Raw genomic sequence first — 26,060 nt, 5'->3', positions numbered from 1 at the left:
GATAAGTTGAATTTTATCATATTATTGGCTCTGCGGCATCCTTTCTCCTCTTTGTTGAATCACCGCATCCATACAAAAACGCAACCTTAGAGAAATCCCCTAAGGTTGCGTTGTGGAATCGCTTATTGAGAACTTACTCAAACAAACATTAAGCTTATTGTTTTTTTGCTACATCAACAATACGGCCTTCAGTTGTTGTTTTCACTTCTTTTAATGATAATAAGTGTTCTTGGAAGTTTTCCCAGTCAGATAAACCTAAATCTGTTACACGGCCTTCTTCATAAATTTTTCTAAATACGTCATAGCCATCCCCACCTTGCTTAGCAGTAAAGGCGTTTGTTGCTACTGTATATGTTTTATTATCTTCAAATGCTACATACTTACCTGTTGCTTGATCTAAATATTCAAACGATACAATGCGAGATCCTACTTCTTTTGAAGAATCATATTGTAATTTTGCACCTGCGATTTGTAGGAAGCCGCCAAATTGATTTGGTGCTTGTCCCACAGATAGTTCAAATGCTTCTTTTAATTGTGCACCCGTTATATCCATAAGTGCTAATGTGTTACCAAAAGGTAGTACTGTCATAACATGACCTACAGTAATTTCACCTGCTGGAATCGTCTCGCGAATGCCACCACCATTTGTAAAGGCCATCACAACTTTTTTATCTGTATATTGTTGTGATTTTGCTAACATACCATCTGTAATGATATTACCTAATGCCGCTTCTTGTGTACGTACTAATTCACGTGATCCATCTAATGCTTCATTAAGTTTTACACCAATCTCTTGTTTCATGATTGCATCTACTTTTTCTTTAAACGGTGCAAGTTTTTCTAATGCCGCTTTGTCCTCCGCTACTTTACCAAGGTCGATTAATTCTCCATCATATTCAGTCACAACACCATTTCCATCAAATGTTACATCTAGTGTACCTAGATACTTTACATACTCATTAGCTTGTACAATTAATGTAGCCTCTTTAGCTTCTCCAGCTGTATTTGTATCTACGATAAATGGTTTGTCTAGTTTTGTATGATCGTGTGCGCCTACAATAATGTCAATACCATCTACATTTTTTGCTAATAATTGGTCATTATCAATATTGGCATTATCTTCAAATCCAATATGTGTTAAGGCGATAATTTTGTTAACACCCATACCTTCAAAAGCCGCTACTGCTTTTTTGGCCTCTTCAATGTAGTTTGAGAATGTTACTTTATCTGGAGATGCTACAGCTTTTGTTTCTTCTGTTGTTAAACCAAAAATACCAACTTTTTCTCCATCAATTTCTTTCACAATACCAGAGTAAATCTTACCATTTTCAGGTTCACTTGAAATTAAGTCTGTAAATAAACCAGTGAATTTATCATCTGCTGAGAAATCTGTATTGGCATCCACAAATGGGAATTTAGCACCTTTAATAAAATCTGCTAATGCTTGATGGCCTTCTGCTGATGCACCTAAATCAAATTCATGATTACCAAATACCATTGCGTCAAAGCCAATTTCATTTAATAGCGCTAAATCTGCTTGTCCATGGAATTCATTGAAATATAATGTACCATTGAATGCATCGCCAGCATGTAATGTTAAAACATTTTTCTTTGCTTCTCTTTGTTCTTTTACAGCTGTCGCCAATTTAGGTAATTCATTTGCACGAGCATGTGTATCATTCACATGTAAAATCGATAATGAGAAGGCATCTTCTGGTGTTTCAGGAGTCTCTGGAGTCTCTGGAGTTTCTGGTGTTTCTGGGTTTGACTTTGTTAGAGCCTCTGCAATGAATGTCGCCAGTTGTCCACGTGTAACTTTTTCACTAGCCTCATGATTTTTTGCACTTTCTAGCTCCGGTAATGTTGGAATAGATGCTAAGATTTTTGCTAAATCGCCATGTGTAATTGTTTGGTTTGGACGGAAAGTATTATCTCCATAGCCTGTAATGACATTTAATCCTACTAGAGCTGCAATCGAGCCATAATAAGGATTTGATGCACTAATATCCGTAAATTTTGGATCCTCTACTTCTTTTGTATCCAATTTTAATGCGCCTGCAATCATTTTTGCCGCTTGTCCACGTGTGACATTAGTATCTGGTTTGAATGTACCATCTGGGTAACCACTAATAATCCCTGCTGCATAAAGTGTAGAAATGCCTTCAAAATCTGCATGACTTTCCTTTACATCCGAAAAAGGGCTTGCTGCTGATGCTGGTACTACCGCTACCGCTGTTACAGCCAATGCTGCTGCAGTTGCTGTTAAAAATTTGTTACGTTTATTTTCCATGACAAATGATACCTCCACTAGTAAAATGATGTACTAACAACTAAATTCTACATAAATATGACGCAAAATACTAGAACATTTGTAAAATTATAATTTTATAAACTAGTTTAATAGTAATAAAAGCAAAATTTTACCAGTTACTTTTATAACAAATTCAATCATAAAAAAGGAGGATTGGCTATGCTTTGCCATCCTCCTCTCTAGTATTAAGTTATACTATTGCTGAATTACATCACAGTTGCTTCTGGCTCGTGTGCAATCATTTCCTTAATTGTATTGCCCTCTCCCATGATGGCTACAGTTGGTTGATGGTCTTTAGCCTCATGATTATCCACATACACATAGGAAATAATGATGACAATATCACCACGCTGCACAAGTCTTGCTGCTGCGCCATTAACACAAATGACACCTGATCCTCGTTCACCAGCTATAATATATGTTTCAAAACGAGCGCCATTATTGTTATTCACAACATGTACTTTTTCGTTTGCCAGCATACCTACTGCATCTAAAATATCTTCATCTATTGTTATAGAGCCTACATAGTTTAAATCTGCCTGTGTCACTGTTGCACGGTGAATTTTACTATTCATCATCATACGTAACATACTATATTCCCTCTTTCACGGTAAAAATACAATTATCTATTAAACGTGTCTTACCTATATAAACAGCTGCTGCCAACAGTACTTGCTGAGTTGTAGCTGTCACTGGTGTTAAATCTGGATATGCTAATAATTCAATATAATCAATGCGGCCATGTGTTCTTGCATGAATATGAGCTTTTGCTTTAGCAAGTGCGCTATCAGCATCACCATTCACTAAAAAGCTATCGCGAGCCAACTGTAATGCTTCATTGATCGCTGGAGCCTCTTGTCGCTCTGACTTGCTTAAATAGACATTACGAGAAGATTTCGCCAAACCGTCCTCCTCGCGTACAATTGGGACAACACGCATTTCTAAAGGGAAATTAAAATCACGTACCATTGTCGCAATAATCGCAACCTGCTGTGCATCTTTTTGACCGAAATAAGCTCTTGTTGGCAGTGTTAAATGAAATAATTTAGAGACGACCTGTAAAACACCATCAAAATGACCAGGACGACTCGCACCACAAAGAATGGTAGCCTGCTCGCCTGCATGTAGACGAATGCCTCCATCTTGAGGATACATTTCCTCCACACTTGGTGCGAACACAATATCAACGCCCACAGATTCAGCTAATGCAGTATCTCTAGGCAAATCACGAGGATAACTTTCAAAATCCTCATTTGGCCCAAATTGTGTTGGGTTGACAAATATACTCATCACAACGACATCATTTTCTACACGAGCTGTTTGTGCTAATGTTAAATGACCTTCATGTAAATAGCCCATTGTCGGAACAAGTCCAATCGTTTTTTGAGCATGCTTAGCTGCTTGAATTTCTGTGGCTAATGCCTGTATGGTCGTGATGACTTTCATCATTTAACGCCTCCATATAGCTGATCTAATGCTTCCTCTTTCATTGTGAAGAAATGCTTTGGAGCTGGGAAAGTACCCGCTTTCACTGCTTCTACGTAACCCATCATCCCCGCGCTTGCTTCTTTGCCCATATCAGCAAATTGTTGAACAAATTTCGGTACATGGTGCGAACCGTAGCTTAGCATGTCATGATACACCAGCACTTGTCCATCAGCCTCAATACCAGCGCCTATGCCAATCGTTGGAATAACAAGACTAGCTGAAACAAGCTCTGTCAGCTGATGAGGGATACATTCCAACACGACTGCACATGCTCCAGCCGCTTCACACTGTTTTGCTTCTTCAAGCAGTGTAGCAGCCTGTTCAGCTGTTTTTCCTTGTACCTTATAACCACCAAGCACTCCAGCTGATTGAGGCAACAAGCCTAAGTGAGCTACTACTGGAATACCAGCTGACGTTAATTTACGAATGACAGGTATAACTTCACCTGCCCCCTCAACTTTTAAAGCATCTGCTCCTGTTTGTTGCATCATCGCAATGGCTGTTTTGAGTGTCTCATTGACATCGCCATGATAAGAACCAAAGGGCATATCAACAACAATAAACGTATCCTTTGCCCCTCGTCTTACTGCTTTTGCATGATGAACCATATCCGTTACAGTTACAGGCATTGTAGAATCATAGCCAAGCACGACCATTCCAAGTGAATCCCCGACTAGTATCATCTCAACACCAGCTTCTTCCGCGAATTTAGCAGCTGGATAATCATAGGCCGTCACCATCACGATTTTTTCGCCTGCCGCTTTCATCTTTAAAAAATCTGTTGTCGTTTTCATTTTGTAGTCCTCCTTTTTTAAAGGAAGAAAACAGAAAAACCCTTCTGGCCGAAAATAGACAGAAGGGTAGTGTGTCGTTCAATGATAAAAAGACCCCTTAAAGAGGCAATAGCTTGCAAAATGAAAGCTATATTTGAACGTATCGTTTTCTTCCGTCCCTGTCTAAAAGATCAAGGCAGATATTTGGTAGTATAGTCTATTGCGTTTTGAAGGTGCCGTTCACAATGGATACTGCCCTTCGCACATACTATAACAGATTTCCCTATTAATCTTCAAATATTATTTTCTTACAATATCTTCGTCTAACAACATTGGAAAAAATTTTCTTTTAGAATTGACAATCAATGTTATACGTCATATACTATCCACATACTATATGCCATATAATATAAAATGAAGTATAGGTATTACATGTGAGGTGAAAAGATGACATTTCAGCTTGGTTCAGCTTTACTTGATGCTTGTGTACTGGCTATTGTCGAGAAAGAGGACGCCTACGGTTATTCTTTAACACAGCAGGTACAATCAGTCATGGAGATTTCAGAGTCTACACTGTATCCTGTATTACGCCGCTTACAAAAAGCGCATTACTTAACAACGTACGATCAGCCTTATCAAGGTAGAAATAGACGCTATTATCAAATTACAGAGCAAGGACGTATACGATTATTAGAGCTATTAAAAGAATGGCAAATGTATAAGGAAAAGGTTGATTGTGTACTTTTAGGAGGGAATTTAGATGGATAGAGCAAGCTATTTGAAACAGCTACGAGGAAAATTACGTCGGCTTCCTGCGCATGAGTTAGACGCTGCGCTTGCCTATTATGAAGAATACTTTGAGGAAGCTGGAGAGGAAAATGAGCATCAGGTCATTTCACAACTTGGCTCTCCTTCACACGTTGCCTCACAAATATTAGCTGATTTCGCATTAAAGGATTTAGAAACCTCCTCGGCAAAATCAACAAAAAAGAATATGTCTGCCATTTGGCTCATTATTCTAGCTATACTGTCTGCGCCCCTTTCATTGCCATTACTTGCAACAGCCATTGCACTCATTTTTTCATTTGGCGCAGTCATTATCAGCTTAATCTTTGCTATTGTCGCAACTGTTATTAGTATTTTTGCTGGTGGCGTTGTGGCGATCATTTCAGGTTTCTTAATTTTAACAGAGCATTGGCCGACCGCACTGCTCTTTATGGGTGTCGGGTTAATCGTAACGGGCTTGGGTGTCCTACTGTTCCCAGTTGTTGCTCGTGTTATCAAGAAAACCGTTGTTGTCTCTGTTGAAACATTAGGCAGACTGTTCCATAAAATGACAAAGAATCAAAAAAAGGGGGACTTCTAAATGACGTCAAAAAATACCCTTATAGCCATGACAATGATTGCATTAGGCATTCTACTCGCTTTGATTGGCTATTTTTCAGGGGGTCGCTGGCTGATTCTTAAAGATTCAGAGGGTCTTTATGTCCCAAGTAATACTAAATTAATAAGTCAGTCTCATGCTTTAGATGCATTCACAAGCATTAATATTGTAAATGATTATGGAGATGTGGAGATTGTTGCAAGTGATAGTGATTATAAATTAGACACAAAGGTCCTTGAGCAAGAAGATGTAACATATCATATTGATAACGGAACTTTAACCATCGAAACAATGGCAAAGAAAAAGGATGGTTTTCAATTTGGCTTCGGTAACCTCTCTTCCCCTTCAATCAAACTCTATGTCCCAAAAGATACAAAAATAGAGGCGATTGTGATAGACAGTAATTTTGGCGATACAGCCATTCATGGGCTCCAGTATCAGCAGCTTAATCTCATCCAGGATTATGGAGATATTACTTTCAACAGCACGACGGGTGACAAAACAGAGATTAGGCAGTCCTTTGGTGATTTGACGCTTCAGCAACTTACTAGTAACGGCTTTACTATTGAGAGCGAGCATGGAGATATCGATATAGATGGCACATTAAATGGGCAAACAACCATTACCTCTAGTTTTGGCGATACAACGATTCACTTACAAAACAAACAAAGTGATATAGGCTACGCTCTCAAAACAGACTTCGGTGATGTGACCATTAATGATGAAGAACAAAATGGCACCGTGACTCAGGTAACGAAGGGTGAGCACCAACTGAATGTTTCCTTATCACATGGTGATATAGATGTGTCACTAAAATAAAGAATAGTCAATAAAAGAAGCTGCAAGTACAGGACGTTACTTGCAGCTTCTCATATTGTTGAAAAACAAAACCATTAATAGAATTTTTGTGAAAGGTGAAAATGGTTTCCTTTGCAGGCTACTTTCTTTCCTGTGGGCGAGCGCCGATCCCACGGGAGTCAAGTAGCCTTCCACTTCAACCTACAAAAGTGTTACCTTTTAGCAAAGGTTTCCCAATAAAGTGAAGGTGTTCACGACTCTTTATGAAGAGGTGCTGTTACGCATGACTTCCCCACATTGAAAATAAAAGTCTATCTATTCTCTAATAATACAAATAATGGATTATTTTGTTCGCTACGGCCAGTATGAAAGATAAAGCAAAGACACTTTTGCAGAATGGTTGATTGGAGTGGAGCCAGCGTCACTCCTAGGGGATTTAGCGTCACAGATGAGACCCTGGAGCGAACGTAAGTGAGTGAAGCGGCTCATCGGACGCCCCCTGGAAAGGACGCTGGCGGAACGGAAATCAACCCCTCACCTTGCAAAGTTGCTTTTTCTGCCGTTGACATCATCTTTTTGCAACAACATGAGAAGCCGCAAGTATAGGACATTACTTGCAGCTTCTTGTTTATAATATTTTGATGTCTCCCGCATAGATCGTGCGAATCGTTCCATCGTCCTGCGTCAGCTGGAGAACACCATCGTCTGTAATGCCACTGGCAACCCCTTCAAAACGTTCACGTATCGTCGTTACCTCTATACGTTGACCAATTGTACAGGACAATTGCTGCCATAGTGTCTTTAGACTCGCAAAACCCTCTTTGACGTATAATTCTGTAAATTGTTCTAAATAGTGTAAGATAGAGGCAACAAGTGCTGCACGATTGATTTCTTCCCCTGCTTCTAATCGTAATGAAGTGGCAATATCCGCAATATCAGGTGAAAAGTCAGCTGCTGCTTGGTTCGCATTTATGCCAATTCCAACAAGTAAAGCTTGCACAAGATCCGCCTCTGCCTGCATTTCCGTTAAAATACCTGTACATTTTTTGCCATTAATCAATAAATCATTGGGCCATTTAATGGCTGGCTCTACATGTTTATATAATGTTTTAATGGCCATTGTGACAGCTACTGCCACCACAAGTGTATAGGATGAGGCCTGCTGGGGTGTAACATCTGGCCGAACGATAACGGTCATCCAAATACCTGTCCCATGGGCAGACTCCCAAGGACGAGCCATACGACCTCGCCCCGCTGTTTGCTCCTCACCAATAATAATTGTACCGTGTGGAGCTCCTTCCTGTGCAAGCTTATGCGCAATCGTTTGTGTTGAATCAACTACATCGTAATAATGGATCTCACGTCCAAAATGCTCTGTCTTTAAAAAAAGCTCAATCTGTGTGGGGCTCAAGCTATTTGGTACACCTGTCAATACATACCCCTTTTTCTTAATAGTTTCGAATGTATATCCTTCCTCTTGTAATGTTTGCATATGCTTCCAAACAGCGGTTCTTGAGACACCAAGAGAATTTGCTAATTCCTGACCTGAAACCGCTTCTCCATCAGCAGCCAATATTCTTTTTAAAATTTCGTCCTTCATGGAAATTGTCATCTTCACATCCATCCTTTAGTTAACTGTACTCTTGTTATGTAACTTAATTTGTCTTAATCATACTGTAAATTAACGTAAATGACCACCAACGATAGGAATTTAATAAAACCGCCTCCCGAAATGGGAGACGGCTTTTGACTATCATGTATTGGGCTTTAAGTAAGATCCTGCTGCTCAAGCCAGCTTTTAATCTGTTGTCGATCATTTTGAAGTTCATGATGAAGAATGGCTATCAGCAGATCCTCCAATGCGGCTTTTACCCACGGCCCACCCTTTTTGCCAGACCATTTCAGTAAATCAGCCCCATTCACCACTAATTCTTGCTTATGTTGAATCGGTAATTTTGCCTGTAATTCTCGAATAGATTGTTGAGGTATCGAAGCGTCTAATTGGCGAAGTTGGGCAAAATATTGTGCAGCCACTAGTTCTTGCTCTGTGTAGTTAAAATAATGGCGATTTGTCCAACCATCTTTTAAATCGTCATAAGCTGTTAAAACGGATTTAATAAACGCCATTTCCTTATTAGATAATCGATAATCGCGAACTACCTCACGCCATGCTGTTCCTTGCAGTAAGGCAAAGTATGCCCAGCCAAGAAGTGCATCCTTTGTTTGAAAATTACGCCATTGTGAAGCTTGAAAATCACCCGTTAAATAGGCCGTTAACCCACAGTCCTCTAGTTTTTGTATACCCCCAAAAACTGTTTGTCCTATCCAAAGCTTATCAAGCTCTGCTTTAATGCGTTCTTTTGCAATAAATCTCAGATCAGCAGCCCTTTGCTGGATGGCTGTTATTGTATTCGCCTCGATTGTAAAATCAAGCTGTGCGGAGAAGCGAATTGCTCGCAGCATTCTTAGAGCATCTTCTGCAAACCGTTTTTCTGCCTCTCCTACCGCTCGTATAACGCGCTTTTCAATATCTTGTCGTCCACCATAATAATCTACAAAAGAGCCATCATGACGCATGGCAATGGCGTTCATCGTAAAATCTCGGCGTTGTAAATCCTCTTTTAGAGATCGAACAAAATGGACATTCTGTGGTCTTCGATGATCTGTATATTCCCCATCTGTCCGATAGGTAGTCACTTCCACAGGTCCAGCGGGTACGATAACAAGTACCGTCCCATGCTGAATCCCAATATCTACAGTCTTTTGAAACACAGTTTTTACTTCTTCAGGCAAGGCATTTGTAGCCACATCTACATCATGGGCAGGACGATTGAGTAAAGCATCTCTTACAGCTCCACCAACAATAACTGCTTCAAATCCCGCCTGTTCTAATTGTTCAATGACTGAATAGGCTGCTTGCCATTCTTTATTGTTTTGCATGATTTCTTTCCGCAACCTTCTCGTACAGATTTTCATATTGTTCCACAATTTTGGATGAGTGGAATTTTTCACTTACTGCACGGATGGCCGCTTCTCGGAAGCGCAGTAATTGTTCCTCATCTTGCAATAAATGGGTTGCATACGCCGCAACTGCCTCTGTATCACCTAATTCCACGATATAACCGTCTACACCGTGCTCAATGACTTCTGGAATACCACCTACATTTGTTCCAATACAAGGTACACCACAAGCCATTGCCTCTAGTAACACCAGTCCAAACGATTCTTGCTGTGATAATAATAGCTTTAGGTCACTAATCGCATACAGTTCAGCTAAGTTTTCTTGTTTCCCTAAAAATAAAACATCCTTCATATAAGGACTTCCTTTTACTTGATCCATGACACGATGCTTTTCTGGGCCATCACCTACTAATAAGAGCTTTGCTTTCATGTTGGCACGGATTTTCATAAAGGCGTCTACAATGTGTGGAAGGTTCTTTATTTTACGGAAGTTTGATACATGAATGAGGACTTTTTCATCTTCTTGAATACCAAATTGCTCTTTTAAGTTTCCTAAATTTCGTGGGAAGTATTCGCGTTCGTCCACAAAGTTATAAATCGTTTCAATTGGTTTTACTGTATCAATCAGTTCATAGGTTTGTTCTTTTAATGCCTGTGACACGGTTGTCACAATATCAGATTTATCAATCCCATACTTAATGGCCTGTGAGAGCGTAGAATCTTGCCCAAGCACCGATATATCTGTGCCATGAAGGGTCGTAACGATGCCAATGTCTCGGCCGCTCATTTCACGTGCTAGCACCGCACATACTGCATGTGGGATGGCATAATGCACATGTAGCACATCCAACTCTTCATCCTTGATGACGTCTGCCATTTTACTCGCTAATGCAATATCGTAGGGAGAATATTGAAATACTGAATAATTATTAACTTCGACTTCATGGAAAAAGACGGTTGGATAAATTTTATTCAATCGAAATGGTACGCTTGAGGTGATGAAGTGAATTTCATGTCCTCTTTCTGCAAGCATTTTGCCTAATTCTGTTGCAATGACACCAGAGCCACCAACTGTAGGATAACAGGTAATGCCTATTTTTAGCTTTTTCATTCGATGATCATCCTTTCTGAATCACGTCTTTTGTTAATTGCGTCTTTCTTGTATCAGTCTCCAATCCACAAAGCCTTCCTCGAGGCCTTTTAGTAATATTTCTGCTGTTCCCATATTGGTTGCCAGTGGCACTTGGTAAACATCACAAAGACGGATTAGTGCAGAAACATCTGGCTCATGTGGCTGTGCTGTTAAAGGATCACGGAAAAATATCACCATGTCCATATCATTATTGGCAATCATTGCGCCAATTTGTTGATCGCCACCAAGTGGCCCTGAACGAAAACGTGTAACTTCCAAACCAGTAGCTTCGATGACACGTTGTCCTGTTGTGCCGGTAGCATATAGTGTGTGTTCTTGTAAAATATTTTGGTAAGCAATAGCAAACTGTACTAAATTATCTTTTTTACGATCATGTGCAATCAATGCGATTTTCATATAGCTTCCATCCCAATCTTTAGATGATGTTTTCTAAACCATAAACAAGCTGATCCATTTTCATAACCTCTTCTATGCAAAATGCAACACCCGACATAAAAGAATTACGGTTTAATGAATCATGGCGAATCGTTAGTAGCTGCCCATCCCCTCCAAATAATACTTGCTGGTGTGCCACTAAACCAGGTAAACGTACGGAATGAATGCGCATACCGTCAAAGTCTCCACCTCTTGCACCTTTAATGGTTTCTTTCTCTTCTAGATGTCCTTGTGCCTTAGGCGTACGGACCTCTTGTATTAACTGAGCCGTTTTCACCGCTGTCCCAGATGGTGCATCAAGCTTCTGATCATGGTGCATTTCTATAATCTCTACATCTGGTAAGTATTTGGCTGCTTCTTTTGCAAACTTCATCATTAGGATAGCACCAATCGCAAAGTTTGGTGCAATAATGCAACCTAACTCTTTTTCTTTGGCCATGGCTGATAATTCCTCTAGTTGTGCATCTGTAAATCCTGTTGTACCAATTACAGGTCGTACATTTAAATTCAGTGCTTCCTTTGTATGTTTGTAGACTGCATGTGGATTAGTTAAATCCACTAGTACATCTGGTGCAGTTGCTTCTACAAGATCATGCATTTCTGTAAATATAGGCACTGTATAGCTTGCTGGAAACATATCTAAATCAGCTAAAGTTTTTCCTACTTCCTTATAATCTAGTACAGCTACTAATTCCATTTTGTCATGTTTCATGACCGTATGTACAGCCTCAGCTCCCATTTTTCCTCTTGCTCCTGCAATAGCTACACGAATCGACATCATTCTTCATCCTTTCTAGTCCAACGATCCTTATCTCTAGTTTCAAATTTATGTATGACGCGTAAAAGTGCTTCATCTAGTTTTATACCTTGAGCATTTGCAAAACAGACTAGTACAAAGAAAAAGTCTCCTAGTTCCTCTTCAATACTATTTATATCCTCAGTACTCTTTTTCTTTTTCTGTCCATAGACATCCTGAACTTCGCGTGATAGTTCACCTAATTCTTCTGTTAGACGTGCAAGTAATTCAAATGGTGGAAAATAGCCTTCTTTAAATTGTCCTATATAGTCATCGACACGCTGTTGTAAAGCTTGCATTGTTAGTTGATCTGCCATAAAAATCACACTCCTATTTACCATCGTATAAAATTTACACCATTGTTGTCAAAACCAATAAAATGTCAGATAATAGATAACACTACTTCATTTGTTTGGAACTACAGGAGGTCAAATGCTAAAACAGATTAAAATTCGTAATATTATCGCAATTATGCTCGGAGCAGCAGTTTTCAGCTTCGGCTTTGTTCACTTCAACATCCAAAATCAACTGGGTGAAGGTGGACTAAGTGGGATTACCCTCATACTATATTTTACATTAGGATGGGACCCCGCCTTAATGAACCTGTTATTAAATATTCCCATGTTTATCATAGGTTATCGATTACTTGGAAAAAAATCATTTGTCTATACGCTTGTCGGCACTTTATCTGTATCTCTTTTTCTAAAAATTTTTCAAAAATATCAATTTACCATCCATTTAGAGGATGACATGTTGCTTGTGGCACTTTTTGCTGGTGTCTTTGTTGGATTGGGACTTGGGATTGTCTTTCGTTTCGGTGGAACTACAGGTGGTGTCGATATTTTGGCCCGACTCGGACATAAATATTTTGGCTGGAGTATGGGGAAAACCATGTTTGTCTTCGATGCCATCGTCATCATCCTTTCTTGGCTGACGTTCTTGGATGCTCGTTCGATGATGTATACATTAGTAGCCGTATTTGTTGGAGCCCGTGTTATTGACTTTGTACAAGAAGGTGCTTATGCGGCTCGTGGTGCGCTTATCATATCGGAAAAGTCGGGAGCCATTGCTGAAACAATTGCTCTTCGAATGGAGCGTGGTATCACCATTTTAGAAGGACATGGTCATTTTACGAAACAACCTAAAGAGGTGATTTATTGTGTGATTGGCCGCAATGAAGTTGTACGGTTAAAATCTATTGTGCATGAAGTTGATCCGCACGCATTTGTTTCCATCATTGAAGTACGAGATGTGGCAGGAGAAGGCTTCACACTAGACGATCAAAAGCAACCCCTTCATTAAAGCATACGAAGATAAAAAACTTGCTATAGTGGTGTACCACTATAACAAGTTTTTTCTTAGTCGTCGCTACGCATATTAGTAAAAATTAAAATTAAACGTAATAACTCAAGTACAGCTACCGCTGCCGCTGCTACATATGTTAAGGCTGCAGCACTTAATACTTTTCGTGCTGGTCGTTCTTCTTCATTTGTAATAATGCCAAGTGAATTCATTTGAACTAATGCTCGCTTTGAGGCATCAAACTCCACCGGAAGTGTCACTAATTGGAAAACAACACCTGCTGCTAATAATATGATACCTAACAGCAATAAATTCGACATACTTGTAAAAATACCAATCATTACAAAAAGCCAAGACATATTGGAAGAAATGTTTGCTACTGGAACGAGCTTACTACGTAATGTAAGCATAGAATAAGCTTCTTTATGTTGGATGGCATGACCTACTTCATGGGCAGCTACTGCAGCACCTGCAACACTCGCTTCATAAAAGTTACTTTCTGACAAAGCCACTGTTTTGGTTGCCGGATTATAATGATCAGACAACACACCTTGCGTTGGCACAACTCGTACATCATATAAGCCGTTCGCGTCTAAAATCGCACGCGCTACCTCAGCACCAGTCTGCCCCTTCATTGTACGTTGCTTTGCAAATTTTTTATACGTACCCTTTACCTTCATTTGAGCATAAAGTGGAAGCAGCATAATAATCGCAAAATAAACAATATACATGCTCATTGACAATTTTCTAACCCCTTTCTACCTCGATACTATAATTCTATAATTTATACCCTAATTCGGCAAATATTTGCGCCACCTAATTGAGAAAATGGCAAGTAAAATACATGCAATTGATAACCAGAATGTAAAGTAGCCAATATAGCTTGTGTAATTGGCTAAATCTCGATACATAGGCATTTGCCCAAATACATAGTCAATGACATCATTATGCAGTGTCCAAACAGCTGCTATCACTACATGCCAATAAGTGAAGACATATTTCTTCATATATAGTACAGCTTGTACAGCCATGGCAAAATGTGAACCAACTAACATCCACCCCTGCCAGCCAATAGAACCTGTTTCAATTAATGTCCAAATATTCATCACATCTGCCCATAAGCCATATTTCACCAACGTAACAAGGGCAAGTACTTCCATCAGTGGCCAGCTTTTCCCTATAATCCAAGCAATCAACACAAAACAAAAGAATAAACTAGCTGTCGGACTATCTGGAACAAAAATATAAAAAATAGGCTCTGTGATTGCAAGCTGCCACCCATACCAATAATAGCCATAAATTGTACCTAGTAGATTAACAATTAGCAGCGCAATCAAGAATGATTTATGTGTCAGAAGGTACCAAATATTTGCTCTTGTTAGTTGCATGATGTTAACTCCTTCCGATATAAACAATCCATTATTTATGTATAGTTCTGAAATTCTAGAGCTTCACTCTACCTTTCAATTGTATCTCACCATCAATATGTGTTATTTTATTGTTTTAATTCGCTAACTTGTTTCAGGAATAAATGTTTTTTCGACATCTTTCGCTAAAACCCTTTATACAAGGGAACCTTTTTGTATGGCTTCCAGTCCCAATAGTATAACAAGGTAGAAAAAAAGAGCCAGTTTCCTGACTCTTTTACTATTACTCTGCTTTTAAGCTTTCGATGAATTCAGCAAGTTTTTGAAGATCTTCATCTGAACCTGTCCATAATCCTGGTGGCATGTTACCGCGACCATTATGAGCAATGTCCTTAATCTCATCAGCTGTTAATCCAGTGTTCATTAGAGATGGTGCACCAGCTCCACCTTCTAAGCCTTCACCGTGACATGTAATACAAGCTGAGCCAGCGTATAGTTTATAACCTTCTGATTCTTTATCGAATTCAACTGTTTCTACAATTGCACCCATAGCTTTTTGAGCTTCCCAGTCGTGGTTAACAACTGACTCCCAAGTTAGGTAGAACATAGCAGCTAAAGTTAATAACATAAACGCTGTTGGCAATGGACGTTTAGATGGACGACGTTCTGGACCCTTGTCTAAAAATGGCATTAATAATAGCGCTCCAAATGCAAGACCTGGAATTACAATAGCTCCGATTACATTGTATGGACCAGAAGCAAATGAGTATTTTAAAAGTTGATACATAAATAAGAAGTACCAGTCCGGTAGTGGTGTATATGCTCTAGTTGGATCTGCCGGCCCTTCAAGTGGTGACGGGTGAGCGACAGTTAATAATAAGTATCCAATTAAAAATACAGCACCTACCATCCATTCCTTCAGTAAGAAGTTCGGCCAGAAAGCTTCCGTCTTACCTGGATATTCGGAATAATCCTTTGGAACGTTCGGCATTCTGTGATTCGCTTTAATACGAGAATCGCCGACAAATTTCATTCCTTTTCCGCGATGCATAGTGTCCCCTCCTTTTAAAGATCATCGAACCGTCAAGACAATCACAACGGTCCTGAAATTCCTTGACGACGAATCATGATAAAGTGCGCTGCAAGTAACCCAAACAATACTGCAGGTAAGAAGAATACATGAATCGCAAAGAATCGAGTTAACGTTTGAGCACCGAGAATCGTTGTGTCACCCGCTAATAATACTTTAATCATCCCACCGATAAACGGTACAGATGCTGCAATTTCGATACCTACTTTAGTAGCGAATAATGCTTTCATATCCCATGGTAATAAGTATCCTGTAAATCCAAGACCCATCATTACACCAAAAATACCTACACCAACCATCCAGTTTAATTCACGAGGTTTTTTATAAGAACCTGTGAAGAATACACGAAGTGTATGTAAGAACATCATTACGATAACTAATGAAGCTCCCCAGTGGTGCATACCGCGTACGATTTCACCAAATGCTACTTCGTTTTGTAAATAATAAACTGATTTCCATGCATTCACAACGTCTGGTACATAGTACATTGTTAGGAACATACCAGATAGAATTTGAATTACTGTGATGAAGAATGTTAATCCACCAAAGCAGTAAACGAATGCTGAAAAATGATGTGCAGGGTTAACGTGCTCTGGCACTTCGTGGTCGGCAATATCACGCCAAATCGGTGTAATATCTAGGCGTTCATCGACCCAATCATAAATTTTATTTAGCACTGTTGTCGTACCCCCTTACTTATTTAACTAGAGAATTTGCTTTAGCTGGACCAATCATTAAATAGCCATCTTGTTCTTGTACTTCAAATTCATCCAACGGACCTAGAGGCGGTGTACCTGCAATGTTTTTCCCGTTTTTCTCATAACGTCCTGCGTGGCATGGACAGAAGAATTGACCTGGGTGTGCAGAATCTCCATTCCAGTCAACCATACATCCTAAATGCTTACAAACAGGTGAAAGGGCAATGATTTGATCGCCACTTTTATAAACCCAAGCTACATCTGTAACCTGTGATTTATACCATGCATCCACTTGTTCATATGAAAAGTCCACTTTTACAGGCTCTTCAGTCAAGTCAGCGATTTTATGCTCTGTTTTTACAAAATCTCCACCCTCATGCTTTTGTAGCACAGGATCAATTGCAAAGCGAAGCATTGGCATTAGCATACCTGCCGCCATAAATCCACCTACACCAGTAAGAGTATAACTTAGAAATTGACGACGTGAAACTCGATTATTACTCATTATTTTCCCCCCTCTAACTTAAAGGTCAGTCCAACGGACATACTTTTACAAATAGTAATACTAGGACATATATATGATATATCAAGTCCATAGCTTGGTCAATATAGCATTCTGTGGAAAGCTGGAGAATGTGAACATTTATTGAAACTAATTGTTAAATCTGTGCCCATTTAGTCGAAAGCATTGGAATCACTTGTCGCAACTGATCTTCTAGAATGGATTTTTTCACACTAGCATCCATACTTTCTAATGGAATCGCTGGTAACCAAATCATATTGACTATCTCTCCACTTTTTGTCCAATAATGGTCACAAGTAATGAAGAACACATGCCTAAATCCAGCATTATGTAATTGTGCTTCTAATTGCTGTGGTAAATCATCGTTTTTTAAAGTTGTCATATAAGAAAATGGTGGCATGACTAGTAGACGACCTTTAAACTGCTGCTCTATAAAAGAAGTTAAAGACATGACAAAATCTACCTCGGCGCCACTTTGTTTCATTTTTTCAGAAGAGAGATCAATGGATACAAGTGGAACTATCGCGGTATCAATAAAATCTTTTTGTGCCATAAACGATGTTACATCGTTTGCATTAAAATACATTCAACAAACCTCCTTTTATCGCAAAATAAAAATGTCCTTTTCCACTCTTCGATAGGATACCCAATTAAAAGTGAAAACAATCATTCACTAGTAATGTTACCATATTGAAATGGATAAAGGACATTCAATTTTTACCTATAATTAACGTAAATTAGCCGTTTCCTTCAATGCTTGTAACAAATTAGACAATTCATAAAATCGCGCTTCATCTCCCTGGTCGAGGGCTTCATCAATTTGTGCGAGTAATTTCTCTTCTTGGAATACGAGTAAGCTATTGGAAAGCAGCTCTTCTGCCAGTATACGATCTTTTTCACTGACGAGCAGTGTTTCTGGCATATAAGGGTTTTCTTCAAGAACTGCTAAGTATTGTGCACTTGGTGGTATATTAGGAAAATTCAATTGTATATACATATCTTCTTGTTCATGTAAGCGTAAATCATGGAAAGACTTCTCAGCATCTGCTGTCATCACATTGCCTTTATAGAAACGAAAAGGCACACCTGTTGAGTCTACTGTCGACATCACCATTGCCCTAGGACAATAGTGAGCTTCTTCCACAAACCGGATTCTTTTTAACAAGTCATCATTACTTAATAGGTAATTTAAAATCCATACACACTCACGACGTTTCAATTGATAATTTTTTAAAAACCATCGAACAAATGCTTTTTTATCAACAACTGATACAGAAGCAGTCATACCCACTCCCTCCTTTACTCAAATTCTAAGGTTTCTAACTTCTCCTGCCACTCTGGTTCACCCGGTTGAATGTTGATTAATTGTCCAAGAACCTCTTTTGCCTCTGAACGCTTTCCTTCTTCTAATAAGAAGTAAACATATTTTTCTAAAAATGTTGCGTCTTCCTTAAAATCATTATATGCCAAACGGTAAAATTCGTATGCACGGTCGTACAATTCTAAATTTTCATATGCCTCTGCCGCAAATGGATATAAAGTGCTCCATTCAAAATCATTTTGCTGTAATGTCTCAAATAACTCGATCACATCCTCATGGCGCTCCTGTTGTCCAAACACTGAAATAAGTGCCAGTACCGCTTCCATATATTCAGGATCGAGCGCTATAGCTTCTCTCAGATGTTGCTCAGCTTCTTCTGGCAAACCATTTTTCAATGCCATTTTACCAGCGAATAAATAAAGCGATTTATCATATTCATCACGCTTTAACCCCTCTTGAATGGCAGCATAAGCTTTTTGATTATCCTCTGTCATTGCATAGCTTTCCGCAAGCAATAAATAGGCTGAGAAGTAATCAGGATCTAATTCTTTCAATTCCTCTAGTTGTTTAATAGCCATCTCGTATTTTTGTGACTGGAAGGCTGAATAAGCAGCTCCAAATAAAATATCGGGCTTTACTTCATCTTCAAGGGCTTTGACATAATAATCAAATGCCGTCTCATAGGCTGCACCTGCACGATAAACCTCCGCTAGTCGTTCGACAAGTTGAATACCAGCAAATTCATTTTGCTGCTCATATAAGTCCTCGTACAGTCTTGCTGCCTCTAAAAAACGACCTGTTTCAAATAAAAGTTCTGCTTTCGCAAAATGTAATAATGGCTCGTCTGGTAAAATTGCTAATGCTTCATTTATACGCTTTTCTGCAACCTCAAATAACCCTTGCATTTGATAATAATCAGCTAAAACCAATAACGCTTGTGGATATTCTGGGGAGGTTTCTTCAATTTCTAATAATAAATCTAATGCTTCATCTTCATTACCAAGCTCCATTAGGACATTGGCACGATCTATTTTTAACTGTGCTTCTTCTGGGAATAAAAATTGTAAATGCTCCAGCACACGGTCAGCTTCCTTCATGTACCCATACTGCATAAAAATCTCAGCAAGTGCATAGATCTCCTCGGGTAGCTCCTTCATTAAAAATGATTCTAGTAGCTGATCTATTAATGCTAAATCCCCTTGTTCAAGTGCTTGCATCATTTCAGTCATCGCATTGTTCACAGTCATTCACCTATTCTTTCGTTGATACCTTTATGCTACAAAACATTTACCTCTGAAACAAGAAAAAACTCCCCAAAAGCTTGGAGAGCCTCTCTTAATTGTTACTTCACTGCCTCAATATGCTCAAAGAACGATGGGTAGGATACAGCAATACATTGTGCATCATCTAGTGTAACAGCTCCGTCTGTTATTAAAGCTGCAACTGCACCCATCATGCCGATTCGATGATCGCCATATGTTTGAAGGTTTGCTCCTTTTAAAGACGTTGGTCCCTCAATAATCATACCATCTTCTGTTGCTTCGATTTGGGCACCAAGTTTCTTCAATTCAGTCACAACAGCCGTGATACGGTCAGTCTCCTTCACTTTTAGCTCCTCGGCATCTTTAATGATCGTTTGACCATGTGCTTGCGTAGCGAGTAATGCAAGAATTGGAATTTCGTCAATTAAACGAGGAATAATGTCTCCCTCAATTATTGTACCAGTTAAAGAAGATGTCGCGATTTGGATTGTTGCTGTCGGTTCAGCTTGATTATCATCATTCGGCGTTACCGTCATCGTGGCGCCCATTTTTTGCAGCACCTCTATAATGCCATCACGTGTTGGATTAATGCCCACATTATTTAGTGTTAGCTGACTATTTTTGCAAATGGCTCCTGCCACTAAGAAAAAGGCAGCCGATGATATATCTCCTGGCACAGAAACATGCGTACCATTGAGAGCTTGTCCTCCTTCAATCGATACTACGCCATTATCTACTTCTACATGTGCACCAAATTGACGCAGCATTCGCTCTGTATGATCTCTCGAAACATCCATTTCTCTAACAATAGTTGTTCCTTCAGCACGCAAGCCCGCTAGTAAAATAGCAGATTTCACCTGTGCACTTGCTACAGGCATCTTGTAATCAATGGCTTGTAATTTTGTACCTTGAATGGCTAGTGGTGTATATTGCCCGTCTGCACGCCCTGTAATTTGTGCACCCATCTGACGCAGTGGATCTATAACACGGCGCATTGGTCGTTTTCCAATGGATGCATCTCCTGTCATGACAGAGTGAACAGTAGAACCAGCTAAAATGCCTAGCATTAAGCGTGTTGTTGTACCAGAGTTACCCGTATATAACACTTCTGTCGGCTCCTGCCAGCCATCCATCCCTGGACTATGAATGGTTACATTTGTCCCTTCCACCTCAATCTGAACGCCAAGTTTCTGGAAGCAATCAATTGTACTTAAACAATCTTCACCTAGTAAAAAGCCCTCTACTGTCGTTGTTCCACTAGCAATGGCGCCAAACATCACAGAGCGATGAGATACAGACTTATCGCCTGGAACAGTTAAAGAGCCCTGTAAAGAAGGCTTGTTGTATTGCAATACTTTTTCACTCATGAACTTTATTCCCTCCAATATGAAGATAGAAAGCGCCGAAATGCCGACGCTTTCTTATGCTAAGAAATATACGTTTCGAAATTTGCTCGTTTTTGAATACAGGCTGCAGCACGTTCGCGATCATTTTCACTTTGGAAGCTAATGACTAGAATACCGAAAACATCTTCTCGTGATTCAACGATGCGAAGATTCGTAATACTAATTGCTTCATCTGCTAAAAAGCCCGTCACTTCAGAAATAACACCTGGATAGTCAGGAACATCAACATATAGATCGAATGGTGTATACATAGCCCCTGCACTAATCGGTAATTCATCTCTCAGTTCTTTGGCAACTGCAAAATAGTTTTCAATAGCCTGTGAAGAACCCTCCATCAGCAGTTCCTTAATGCGTGTCATTTCTTTTTCCCAGCCATCTAATTGCGTGAGGAGTTCCTCGCGATTTTGCAGCGTAATATCTCGCCATAAGATGGGATTGGAAGAGGCGATTCGTGTCACATCACGAAACCCTCCTGCTGCAAGAGAACGTGTCATTGGGTACTCCCCATTTTCGCCGCCTAATTGATGAACAAGTGAGGCCGCAATAACATGCGGAAAATGACTCACCACCGCTGTCATGTGATCATGCTCACTGGCAGATACACTGACTACTTTTGCATGGGTAAATTTCAGCAAACTTTCAAGCTGTGCCATATGAACAATTTCTTCCCCAGCAAGTGGTGTAAGCATGTAATATGCGTTTTCAAAAAGATGCGCCTTAGCAGCCAGCACACCACTTTTATGAGACCCCGCCATTGGATGTCCACCAATAAACGTTATGCCAAGTTCTCGTAATTCGCTGGCTTTTTGCATAATTAATTTTTTTGTACTTCCTGTATCTGTTACGATGACTTTATTTTTCAAGGGCCATGATTTTAATTGCTCCATCCAATCCAGTGTTGCATTAACGGGCGTACCGAAGATAATAACATCAACCTCAGCCGCAACAACCAGTGGATCTGCGACAATCTCATGCACAATATTTAATGTTTTCGCATGCTCGCGTGTTTGTGCGTCCATGTCGTAGCCAATAATTTTTGTTTCCGGTGCTTTTTGCAAAGCAAGGGCAATAGAACCTCCGATCAATCCTAGCCCTATAACGAGTACTTTGCGTGTCATGCAAATACCCCTTGTTGTTTTAACACTTCATCAAGTTGGCTAAGCAATGCTGCATTTTGAGCCTCTGTTCCAATTGTCACACGGATAAATCCTGGTAAGCCTAATGCATTACCACTGCGCACGATAAAGCCTCTTTTCATCAGCTCTTGGAAAACAACATCACTATCAGCATGGGTATCAAAGAAAATAAAGTTTGTATCAGATGGGAAGTATTTTAAATTATGCTTTTCACAAAATTCTACATATTGTTTTTTGCCTTTTTCATTGGCTTCACGGCAGGCTTCAATATAATTTTGGTCACTGAGGGCAATGGCAGCAACAGCTTGACTTAAGATTGTATTATTGAATGGTGCACGCACACGATCAAGCTTAGCAATAACATCAGGTTGGCCAATAGCATAGCCTACGCGGAACGAAGCTAAGCCATATGCTTTAGAGAATGTACGCAGTAAAAGCACATTCGGATACTCATTAATGATTGGTAACGTATCCTTGTGGTCTGGATGTGTAACATATTCAATGTATGCCTCATCAAGCACGACAAGGACATCGCTTGGAACCTTTGCTAGAAAGGCACGCAATGCAGCATCAGGAATGACAACTCCTGTAGGATTATTTGGACTACATACCCAAACAATAGAAGTTTGGTCATCAATTGCAGCCAACATTGCCTCTAGATCATGTGCTCCATCTTGACAAGGCACTTTACGTACTTCAGCACCTTCAATTTCAGCATTGTGCCAGTATTGAGAGAAGGAAGGGTCGGCCATAACCGTGTTTACCCCTGGATACAACAGAGCACGAGTAATAATAGCAATGATGTCATCAGAGCCGTTACCAAAAAGAAGCTGTGTTTCTTTCACACCTAGATGATTTGCCACAGCAGTACGTAGGTTTTGGGCATAGCCATCTGGATAAAGTGCATGATTCACTGCATTATTTTGTAAATAAGCTGTTACCTTAGGTGAGCACCCGAATGGATTTTCATTCGATGCCAATTTAATAACTTCCTTTAAGCCATATTCACGTTGTACTTCTTCAATTGGTTTACCTGGCTTATATGCTTGCATACCGTCCAATTGTTGTTTCCACTTCATCTAAAACATCTCCTCTACTTATTTAGCCTGGGCCAAATCTGGTCTTAATTTCACTGCATCATTGAGATACAAGTGCTTTACATCTTTTTGGGCAACCTCTACGTTTGCATGTATTAATACACGAATACATAATGGTAACGCTTCTGGCACATCCATCTCATGTGTACACATAACAGGGACATATTGCCAGCCATCCATCAAGCGTACTGCACGAGCAGGAAATGCTGAGGTAATATCTGGCGTTGTTGAAATGAGGATCGATGCGATATCATCAATGTCCACATTATTTGCTGCCACAACCTCACGCACTAATCTTGCTGTCTCATCCCATACAAGCTCTGGCTTGTCAGATTCAATTGTTATTGCTCCTCTAAGTCCACGAATCATACAAGCACCTCCGCTAATAACTGTCTATATTCAGCATCTATTTCTTGGCATTCTTCTAAATCAATAGCTTTGACAAAAGGCTTTCCAATTTTATCCAAAAGAACAAATTGTAAAATGCCATATTCCGCTTTTTTATCTTTCATTAGGTAGCTAGATAATTGTTCAAATGAATAATCACTCACAGCCTTAAAAGGATAGCCGTTTTTTATCGCAAACTGTAAAAAGGATTGGGTGAACGTTCGATCAAGTTCTCCATATCGTTCACTCAATAGAAGACAATAGACGAGTCCAATCATAACCGCCTCACCATGAGCCACTTTGCCATAACCCGCAGCTGCCTCAATGGCATGTCCATATGTATGGCCTAGGTTTAAAAACTTTCGAACGGATTGCTCTGTTTCGTCCTCAGCAACAATTTGTGCTTTCACTTCAATTCCTTTTTTTAGTTGCTTTGCTAGTTCATTTTGATTAAAATGGATCACCGAATCTCCTGTCATTAATTCCTCCAGCCAGTTCGGGTCAGAAATCATGGCATGCTTAATTAACTCTGCTGTTCCCGAACGTACCTCACGCTCTGATAAACTTTCTAAAAGAGCTGTATCATATATCACGCCTTCTGGCTGATAAAATGCGCCAATCATATTTTTTCCTAGTGGATGATTAATGGCAGTTTTTCCACCAACTGCGGAATCATGCGCTAGAATAGTCGTTGGAATTTGAATAAACGGAATCCCACGCATATAAGTTGCCGCAACAAAACCTGTTAAATCGCCAACTGCTCCTCCTCCAAAAGCAAAAATGAAGGATTTTCTGGAGCATTTTTGCTCTAATAAAAATGTTTGAGCAGCATTGTATTGATCAAAGGTTTTGCACGCTTCTCCACCTGGCAAAATAAAAACCTCAAAGTGGTACGGGAAATTTGCTTTGAAGTACTCTCCCTGTGCTGCCCAAACATTGACATCAGTAAACACAAAGAGCTTATCCGCTTTTTGAAGTTTATCAGCAAATGCCTCCACAGCTTCAGTTAGAAATTGATGCCCAAGAACAACTTCATATTGATGCGATTTTGTTGCTACTGGTACACGCATAACTTAGAACCCCTTTGTATATTGACGATGCTCGTCAATTTGAGCTTGTAATTGTGGTAGTTGATCACTATGGAATTGCTCTAAAATTGCATTCGCTATTTCCCAGGCAATAACATGTTCTGCAACTACAGACGCTGCTGGTACTGCACAGCTATCAGAGCGCTCAACACTCGCTTTAAACGGCTCTTTTGTTTCAATATCTACACTTTGTAATGGTTTATATAAAGTAGGAATTGGCTTCATCACACCACGTACAACAATTGGCATACCTGTTGACATACCGCCTTCTAAGCCACCAAGTCGATTGGTTGCACGAGTATAACCTTCTTCTTCAGACCAGATGATTTCATCGTGTACTTCAGAACCTTTTCGACGTGCCATTTCAAAGCCAAGTCCAAATTCTACTCCTTTAAATGCATTAATGGATAGCATAGCAGCAGCAAGTTTCGCATCCAACTTGCGATCATAATGTACATAAGACCCTACACCTGCTGGCATGCCTTCTACAATGACTTCTACAACACCACCGATCGAATCGCCGGCTTTTTTCGCTTCATCAATTGCCTCAACCATTTTCGCAGAGGCGATTGGATCTACACAGTAGCAAGGATCCGCTTCGACAATTGCACGAATTTCTTCCGTTGTTTTTCCTTCTATTAAAGATGTATCGGCTTTAATTCCCACTATCTCTGTAACATGCGCAACAATGGAAATGCCTAGTTCATTAAGTAACGCCTTTGCTACAGACCCAACTGCTACACGAACAGTTGTTTCACGCGCAGAGGAGCGCTCTAATACATTCCTTAAATCTCGGTGACCATATTTCATGCCTCCGACTAAATCTGCATGACCTGGTCGAGGACGTGAGATTTGACGCTTGATATCTTCAGGATTGATATCATCAGCTAGTGGCTCTGCTCCCATAATTTTAGTCCAGTGCTTCCAGTCATCATTTGTGACAACGAGTGCAACAGGAGATCCAAGTGTCTGACCATGACGAACACCAGCTACAATCTCCACTGTATCTGTTTCGATTTGCATGCGGCGCCCACGTCCATGACCTCCTTGGCGACGTTTTAAATCGTGATTAATTTTTTCTGCTGTAATGGGTAAGAGTGACGGTAAACCCTCAATAATTGTCGTTAATTGAGGTCCGTGTGACTCACCTGCTGTTAAGTAACGCATAAACACTTTCTCCCTTCAACTCGCTAAAGTATGTATTTTTCACTATAACATATATTCTTTAAAAAAACAGTCCTTTTACGAATGTCTTTTAAGTAGTTACCATTTTCATAGATCTAA

Annotated in this window: 28 protein-coding genes; 4 read left to right on the top strand and 24 right to left on the bottom strand. The window is 39.8% G+C overall.

The window, feature by feature from the left end; all coding sequences use genetic code 11:
- Nucleotides 1–154 precede the first annotated feature (154 nt).
- The 4 genes from HCH28_RS08770 to panB all read right to left on the bottom strand — a co-directional run bounded on the left by HCH28_RS08770 (nt 155) and on the right by panB (nt 4,593).
- Nucleotides 155–2,290 (bottom strand): 5'-nucleotidase C-terminal domain-containing protein, encoded by a 2,136-nt coding sequence (locus HCH28_RS08770; protein ID WP_221680629.1) that lies wholly within the window; start codon nt 2,288–2,290, stop codon nt 155–157.
- 227 nt (nt 2,291–2,517) lie between these two features.
- Complete coding sequence (gene panD, locus HCH28_RS08765; RefSeq protein WP_009370842.1) at nt 2,518–2,901, bottom strand: aspartate 1-decarboxylase; 384 nt, start codon at nt 2,899–2,901, stop codon at nt 2,518–2,520.
- Nucleotide 2,902: 1 nt separating this feature from the next.
- A complete protein-coding gene (gene panC, locus HCH28_RS08760) occupies nt 2,903–3,757 on the bottom strand; it encodes a pantoate--beta-alanine ligase (protein ID WP_221680878.1) in 855 nt (284 codons plus the stop codon).
- The gene (panB, locus tag HCH28_RS08755; RefSeq protein WP_221680628.1) at nt 3,757–4,593 is read right to left on the bottom strand and encodes a 3-methyl-2-oxobutanoate hydroxymethyltransferase; all 837 of its coding nucleotides are present in this window, start codon (nt 4,591–4,593) and stop codon (nt 3,757–3,759) included. The genes panC and panB overlap by 1 nt, the downstream gene beginning before the upstream one ends.
- Nucleotides 4,594–5,019: 426 nt before the next feature.
- Here panB and HCH28_RS08750 point away from each other — a divergent pair, with 426 nt between their 5' ends.
- From HCH28_RS08750 to HCH28_RS08740, 3 genes are read left to right on the top strand one after another with little or no spacing between them, the layout of a single operon-like run.
- Nucleotides 5,020–5,340: a PadR family transcriptional regulator gene (locus tag HCH28_RS08750; protein ID WP_004232706.1), complete on the top strand. Its 321-nt coding sequence runs from the start codon at nt 5,020–5,022 to the stop codon at nt 5,338–5,340.
- Nucleotides 5,333–5,938: a DUF1700 domain-containing protein gene (locus tag HCH28_RS08745; RefSeq protein WP_221680627.1), complete on the top strand. Its 606-nt coding sequence runs from the start codon at nt 5,333–5,335 to the stop codon at nt 5,936–5,938. Before HCH28_RS08750 ends, HCH28_RS08745 begins: the two co-directional genes overlap by 8 nt.
- On the top strand, nt 5,939–6,775 hold the full coding sequence (locus HCH28_RS08740; RefSeq protein ID WP_221680626.1) for a DUF4097 family beta strand repeat-containing protein: 837 nt from the start codon (nt 5,939–5,941) through the stop codon (nt 6,773–6,775).
- A gap of 607 nt (nt 6,776–7,382) precedes the next feature.
- On the opposite strand, the gene HCH28_RS08735 is transcribed toward HCH28_RS08740, so the two are convergent.
- The 6 genes from HCH28_RS08735 to HCH28_RS08710 all read right to left on the bottom strand — a co-directional run bounded on the left by HCH28_RS08735 (nt 7,383) and on the right by HCH28_RS08710 (nt 12,416).
- A complete protein-coding gene (locus HCH28_RS08735; RefSeq protein WP_221680625.1) occupies nt 7,383–8,366 on the bottom strand; it encodes a biotin--[acetyl-CoA-carboxylase] ligase in 984 nt (327 codons plus the stop codon).
- A gap of 155 nt (nt 8,367–8,521) precedes the next feature.
- Nucleotides 8,522–9,694, bottom strand: a complete 1,173-nt coding sequence (locus tag HCH28_RS08730) for a CCA tRNA nucleotidyltransferase (RefSeq protein WP_221680624.1) — start codon at nt 9,692–9,694, stop codon at nt 8,522–8,524.
- Nucleotides 9,681–10,826, bottom strand: coding sequence for an N-acetyl-alpha-D-glucosaminyl L-malate synthase BshA (gene bshA / locus HCH28_RS08725; RefSeq protein ID WP_221680623.1), 1,146 nt, complete (start codon nt 10,824–10,826; stop codon nt 9,681–9,683). The genes HCH28_RS08730 and bshA overlap by 14 nt, the downstream gene beginning before the upstream one ends.
- 33 nt (nt 10,827–10,859) lie before the next feature.
- Nucleotides 10,860–11,264: a methylglyoxal synthase gene (mgsA, locus tag HCH28_RS08720; protein ID WP_221680622.1), complete on the bottom strand. Its 405-nt coding sequence runs from the start codon at nt 11,262–11,264 to the stop codon at nt 10,860–10,862.
- 19 nt (nt 11,265–11,283) lie between these two features.
- Nucleotides 11,284–12,081, bottom strand: coding sequence for a 4-hydroxy-tetrahydrodipicolinate reductase (gene dapB, locus HCH28_RS08715; RefSeq protein WP_004232679.1), 798 nt, complete (start codon nt 12,079–12,081; stop codon nt 11,284–11,286).
- A complete protein-coding gene (locus tag HCH28_RS08710) occupies nt 12,081–12,416 on the bottom strand; it encodes a nucleotide pyrophosphohydrolase (protein ID WP_054550714.1) in 336 nt (111 codons plus the stop codon). The genes dapB and HCH28_RS08710 overlap by 1 nt, the downstream gene beginning before the upstream one ends.
- A gap of 115 nt (nt 12,417–12,531) precedes the next feature.
- Here HCH28_RS08710 and HCH28_RS08705 point away from each other — a divergent pair, with 115 nt between their 5' ends.
- A complete protein-coding gene (locus tag HCH28_RS08705) occupies nt 12,532–13,401 on the top strand; it encodes a YitT family protein (RefSeq protein WP_004232676.1) in 870 nt (289 codons plus the stop codon).
- A 56-nt stretch (nt 13,402–13,457) separates the two neighbouring features.
- Here the strand turns inward: HCH28_RS08705 and HCH28_RS08700 are convergent, their stop codons facing one another.
- From HCH28_RS08700 to aroC, 14 genes are all read right to left on the bottom strand, one after another.
- Nucleotides 13,458–14,138: a zinc metallopeptidase gene (locus tag HCH28_RS08700; protein WP_225341019.1), complete on the bottom strand. Its 681-nt coding sequence runs from the start codon at nt 14,136–14,138 to the stop codon at nt 13,458–13,460.
- A 54-nt stretch (nt 14,139–14,192) separates the two neighbouring features.
- The gene (lhaT, locus tag HCH28_RS08695) at nt 14,193–14,789 is read right to left on the bottom strand and encodes a lipoprotein heptaprenylglyceryl N-acetyltransferase LhaT (protein WP_221680621.1); all 597 of its coding nucleotides are present in this window, start codon (nt 14,787–14,789) and stop codon (nt 14,193–14,195) included.
- A 262-nt stretch (nt 14,790–15,051) separates the two neighbouring features.
- Nucleotides 15,052–15,819, bottom strand: coding sequence for a menaquinol-cytochrome c reductase cytochrome b/c subunit (locus HCH28_RS08690; protein WP_004232669.1), 768 nt, complete (start codon nt 15,817–15,819; stop codon nt 15,052–15,054).
- A gap of 41 nt (nt 15,820–15,860) precedes the next feature.
- Entirely contained in the window at nt 15,861–16,535 is a 675-nt protein-coding gene (gene qcrB, locus HCH28_RS08685; RefSeq protein ID WP_004232663.1) for a menaquinol-cytochrome c reductase cytochrome b subunit, read from the bottom strand.
- Between the two features lie 19 nt (nt 16,536–16,554).
- Nucleotides 16,555–17,061, bottom strand: a complete 507-nt coding sequence (locus HCH28_RS08680) for a QcrA and Rieske domain-containing protein (RefSeq protein ID WP_004232660.1) — start codon at nt 17,059–17,061, stop codon at nt 16,555–16,557.
- A gap of 154 nt (nt 17,062–17,215) precedes the next feature.
- A complete protein-coding gene (locus HCH28_RS08675) occupies nt 17,216–17,665 on the bottom strand; it encodes a DUF2487 family protein (protein ID WP_004232658.1) in 450 nt (149 codons plus the stop codon).
- Nucleotides 17,666–17,806: 141 nt separating this feature from the next.
- Nucleotides 17,807–18,364 (bottom strand): ReoY family proteolytic degradation factor, encoded by a 558-nt coding sequence (locus HCH28_RS08670; RefSeq protein WP_004232655.1) that lies wholly within the window; start codon nt 18,362–18,364, stop codon nt 17,807–17,809.
- Between the two features lie 14 nt (nt 18,365–18,378).
- Nucleotides 18,379–19,647 carry a tetratricopeptide repeat protein gene (locus HCH28_RS08665; protein ID WP_004232654.1) on the bottom strand — a complete coding sequence of 423 codons (1,269 nt, stop codon included), beginning with the start codon at nt 19,645–19,647 and terminating at the stop codon, nt 18,379–18,381.
- A 95-nt stretch (nt 19,648–19,742) separates the two neighbouring features.
- Entirely contained in the window at nt 19,743–21,029 is a 1,287-nt protein-coding gene (aroA, locus tag HCH28_RS08660) for a 3-phosphoshikimate 1-carboxyvinyltransferase (RefSeq protein ID WP_112117664.1), read from the bottom strand.
- 59 nt (nt 21,030–21,088) lie between these two features.
- Nucleotides 21,089–22,186 carry a prephenate dehydrogenase gene (locus HCH28_RS08655; protein ID WP_221680620.1) on the bottom strand — a complete coding sequence of 366 codons (1,098 nt, stop codon included), beginning with the start codon at nt 22,184–22,186 and terminating at the stop codon, nt 21,089–21,091.
- Nucleotides 22,183–23,283 carry a histidinol-phosphate transaminase gene (gene hisC / locus HCH28_RS08650; RefSeq protein WP_221680619.1) on the bottom strand — a complete coding sequence of 367 codons (1,101 nt, stop codon included), beginning with the start codon at nt 23,281–23,283 and terminating at the stop codon, nt 22,183–22,185. The genes HCH28_RS08655 and hisC overlap by 4 nt, the downstream gene beginning before the upstream one ends.
- Before the next feature lie 18 nt (nt 23,284–23,301).
- Entirely contained in the window at nt 23,302–23,670 is a 369-nt protein-coding gene (gene aroH / locus HCH28_RS08645; protein WP_004232646.1) for a chorismate mutase, read from the bottom strand.
- A complete protein-coding gene (gene aroB / locus HCH28_RS08640) occupies nt 23,667–24,758 on the bottom strand; it encodes a 3-dehydroquinate synthase (RefSeq protein ID WP_054550711.1) in 1,092 nt (363 codons plus the stop codon). The genes aroH and aroB overlap by 4 nt, the downstream gene beginning before the upstream one ends.
- Before the next feature lie 3 nt (nt 24,759–24,761).
- The gene (gene aroC / locus HCH28_RS08635) at nt 24,762–25,943 is read right to left on the bottom strand and encodes a chorismate synthase (RefSeq protein WP_004232644.1); all 1,182 of its coding nucleotides are present in this window, start codon (nt 25,941–25,943) and stop codon (nt 24,762–24,764) included.
- Nucleotides 25,944–26,060 lie beyond the last annotated feature (117 nt).

It is taken from the genome of Lysinibacillus sp. K60 (genome assembly GCF_019731275.1).
GTDB classification, from domain to species: Bacteria; Bacillota; Bacilli; order Bacillales_A; family Planococcaceae; genus Lysinibacillus; species Lysinibacillus capsici.
Note: the sequence above shows the minus strand (reverse complement) of the source record. Positions and strands in the feature narration are given on the sequence as shown.

Coding starts and splice junctions, on each gene's coding strand:
- HCH28_RS08770 (WP_221680629.1), bottom strand. CDS start 2,290: ATGGAAAATAAACGTAACAAATTTTTAACAGCAACTGCAGCAGCATTG.
- panD (WP_009370842.1), bottom strand. CDS start 2,901: ATGTTACGTATGATGATGAATAGTAAAATTCACCGTGCAACAGTGACA.
- panC (WP_221680878.1), bottom strand. CDS start 3,757: ATGAAAGTCATCACGACCATACAGGCATTAGCCACAGAAATTCAAGCA.
- panB (WP_221680628.1), bottom strand. CDS start 4,593: ATGAAAACGACAACAGATTTTTTAAAGATGAAAGCGGCAGGCGAAAAA.
- HCH28_RS08750 (WP_004232706.1), top strand. CDS start 5,020: ATGACATTTCAGCTTGGTTCAGCTTTACTTGATGCTTGTGTACTGGCT.
- HCH28_RS08745 (WP_221680627.1), top strand. CDS start 5,333: ATGGATAGAGCAAGCTATTTGAAACAGCTACGAGGAAAATTACGTCGG.
- HCH28_RS08740 (WP_221680626.1), top strand. CDS start 5,939: ATGACGTCAAAAAATACCCTTATAGCCATGACAATGATTGCATTAGGC.
- HCH28_RS08735 (WP_221680625.1), bottom strand. CDS start 8,366: ATGACAATTTCCATGAAGGACGAAATTTTAAAAAGAATATTGGCTGCT.
- HCH28_RS08730 (WP_221680624.1), bottom strand. CDS start 9,694: ATGCAAAACAATAAAGAATGGCAAGCAGCCTATTCAGTCATTGAACAA.
- bshA (WP_221680623.1), bottom strand. CDS start 10,826: ATGAAAAAGCTAAAAATAGGCATTACCTGTTATCCTACAGTTGGTGGC.
- mgsA (WP_221680622.1), bottom strand. CDS start 11,264: ATGAAAATCGCATTGATTGCACATGATCGTAAAAAAGATAATTTAGTA.
- dapB (WP_004232679.1), bottom strand. CDS start 12,081: ATGTCGATTCGTGTAGCTATTGCAGGAGCAAGAGGAAAAATGGGAGCT.
- HCH28_RS08710 (WP_054550714.1), bottom strand. CDS start 12,416: ATGGCAGATCAACTAACAATGCAAGCTTTACAACAGCGTGTCGATGAC.
- HCH28_RS08705 (WP_004232676.1), top strand. CDS start 12,532: ATGCTAAAACAGATTAAAATTCGTAATATTATCGCAATTATGCTCGGA.
- HCH28_RS08700 (WP_225341019.1), bottom strand. CDS start 14,138: ATGAGCATGTATATTGTTTATTTTGCGATTATTATGCTGCTTCCACTT.
- lhaT (WP_221680621.1), bottom strand. CDS start 14,789: ATGCAACTAACAAGAGCAAATATTTGGTACCTTCTGACACATAAATCA.
- HCH28_RS08690 (WP_004232669.1), bottom strand. CDS start 15,819: ATGCATCGCGGAAAAGGAATGAAATTTGTCGGCGATTCTCGTATTAAA.
- HCH28_RS08680 (WP_004232660.1), bottom strand. CDS start 17,061: ATGAGTAATAATCGAGTTTCACGTCGTCAATTTCTAAGTTATACTCTT.
- HCH28_RS08675 (WP_004232658.1), bottom strand. CDS start 17,665: ATGTATTTTAATGCAAACGATGTAACATCGTTTATGGCACAAAAAGAT.
- HCH28_RS08670 (WP_004232655.1), bottom strand. CDS start 18,364: ATGACTGCTTCTGTATCAGTTGTTGATAAAAAAGCATTTGTTCGATGG.
- HCH28_RS08665 (WP_004232654.1), bottom strand. CDS start 19,647: ATGACTGTGAACAATGCGATGACTGAAATGATGCAAGCACTTGAACAA.
- aroA (WP_112117664.1), bottom strand. CDS start 21,029: ATGAGTGAAAAAGTATTGCAATACAACAAGCCTTCTTTACAGGGCTCT.
- HCH28_RS08655 (WP_221680620.1), bottom strand. CDS start 22,186: ATGACACGCAAAGTACTCGTTATAGGGCTAGGATTGATCGGAGGTTCT.
- hisC (WP_221680619.1), bottom strand. CDS start 23,283: ATGAAGTGGAAACAACAATTGGACGGTATGCAAGCATATAAGCCAGGT.
- aroH (WP_004232646.1), bottom strand. CDS start 23,670: ATGATTCGTGGACTTAGAGGAGCAATAACAATTGAATCTGACAAGCCA.
- aroB (WP_054550711.1), bottom strand. CDS start 24,758: ATGCGTGTACCAGTAGCAACAAAATCGCATCAATATGAAGTTGTTCTT.
- aroC (WP_004232644.1), bottom strand. CDS start 25,943: ATGCGTTACTTAACAGCAGGTGAGTCACACGGACCTCAATTAACGACA.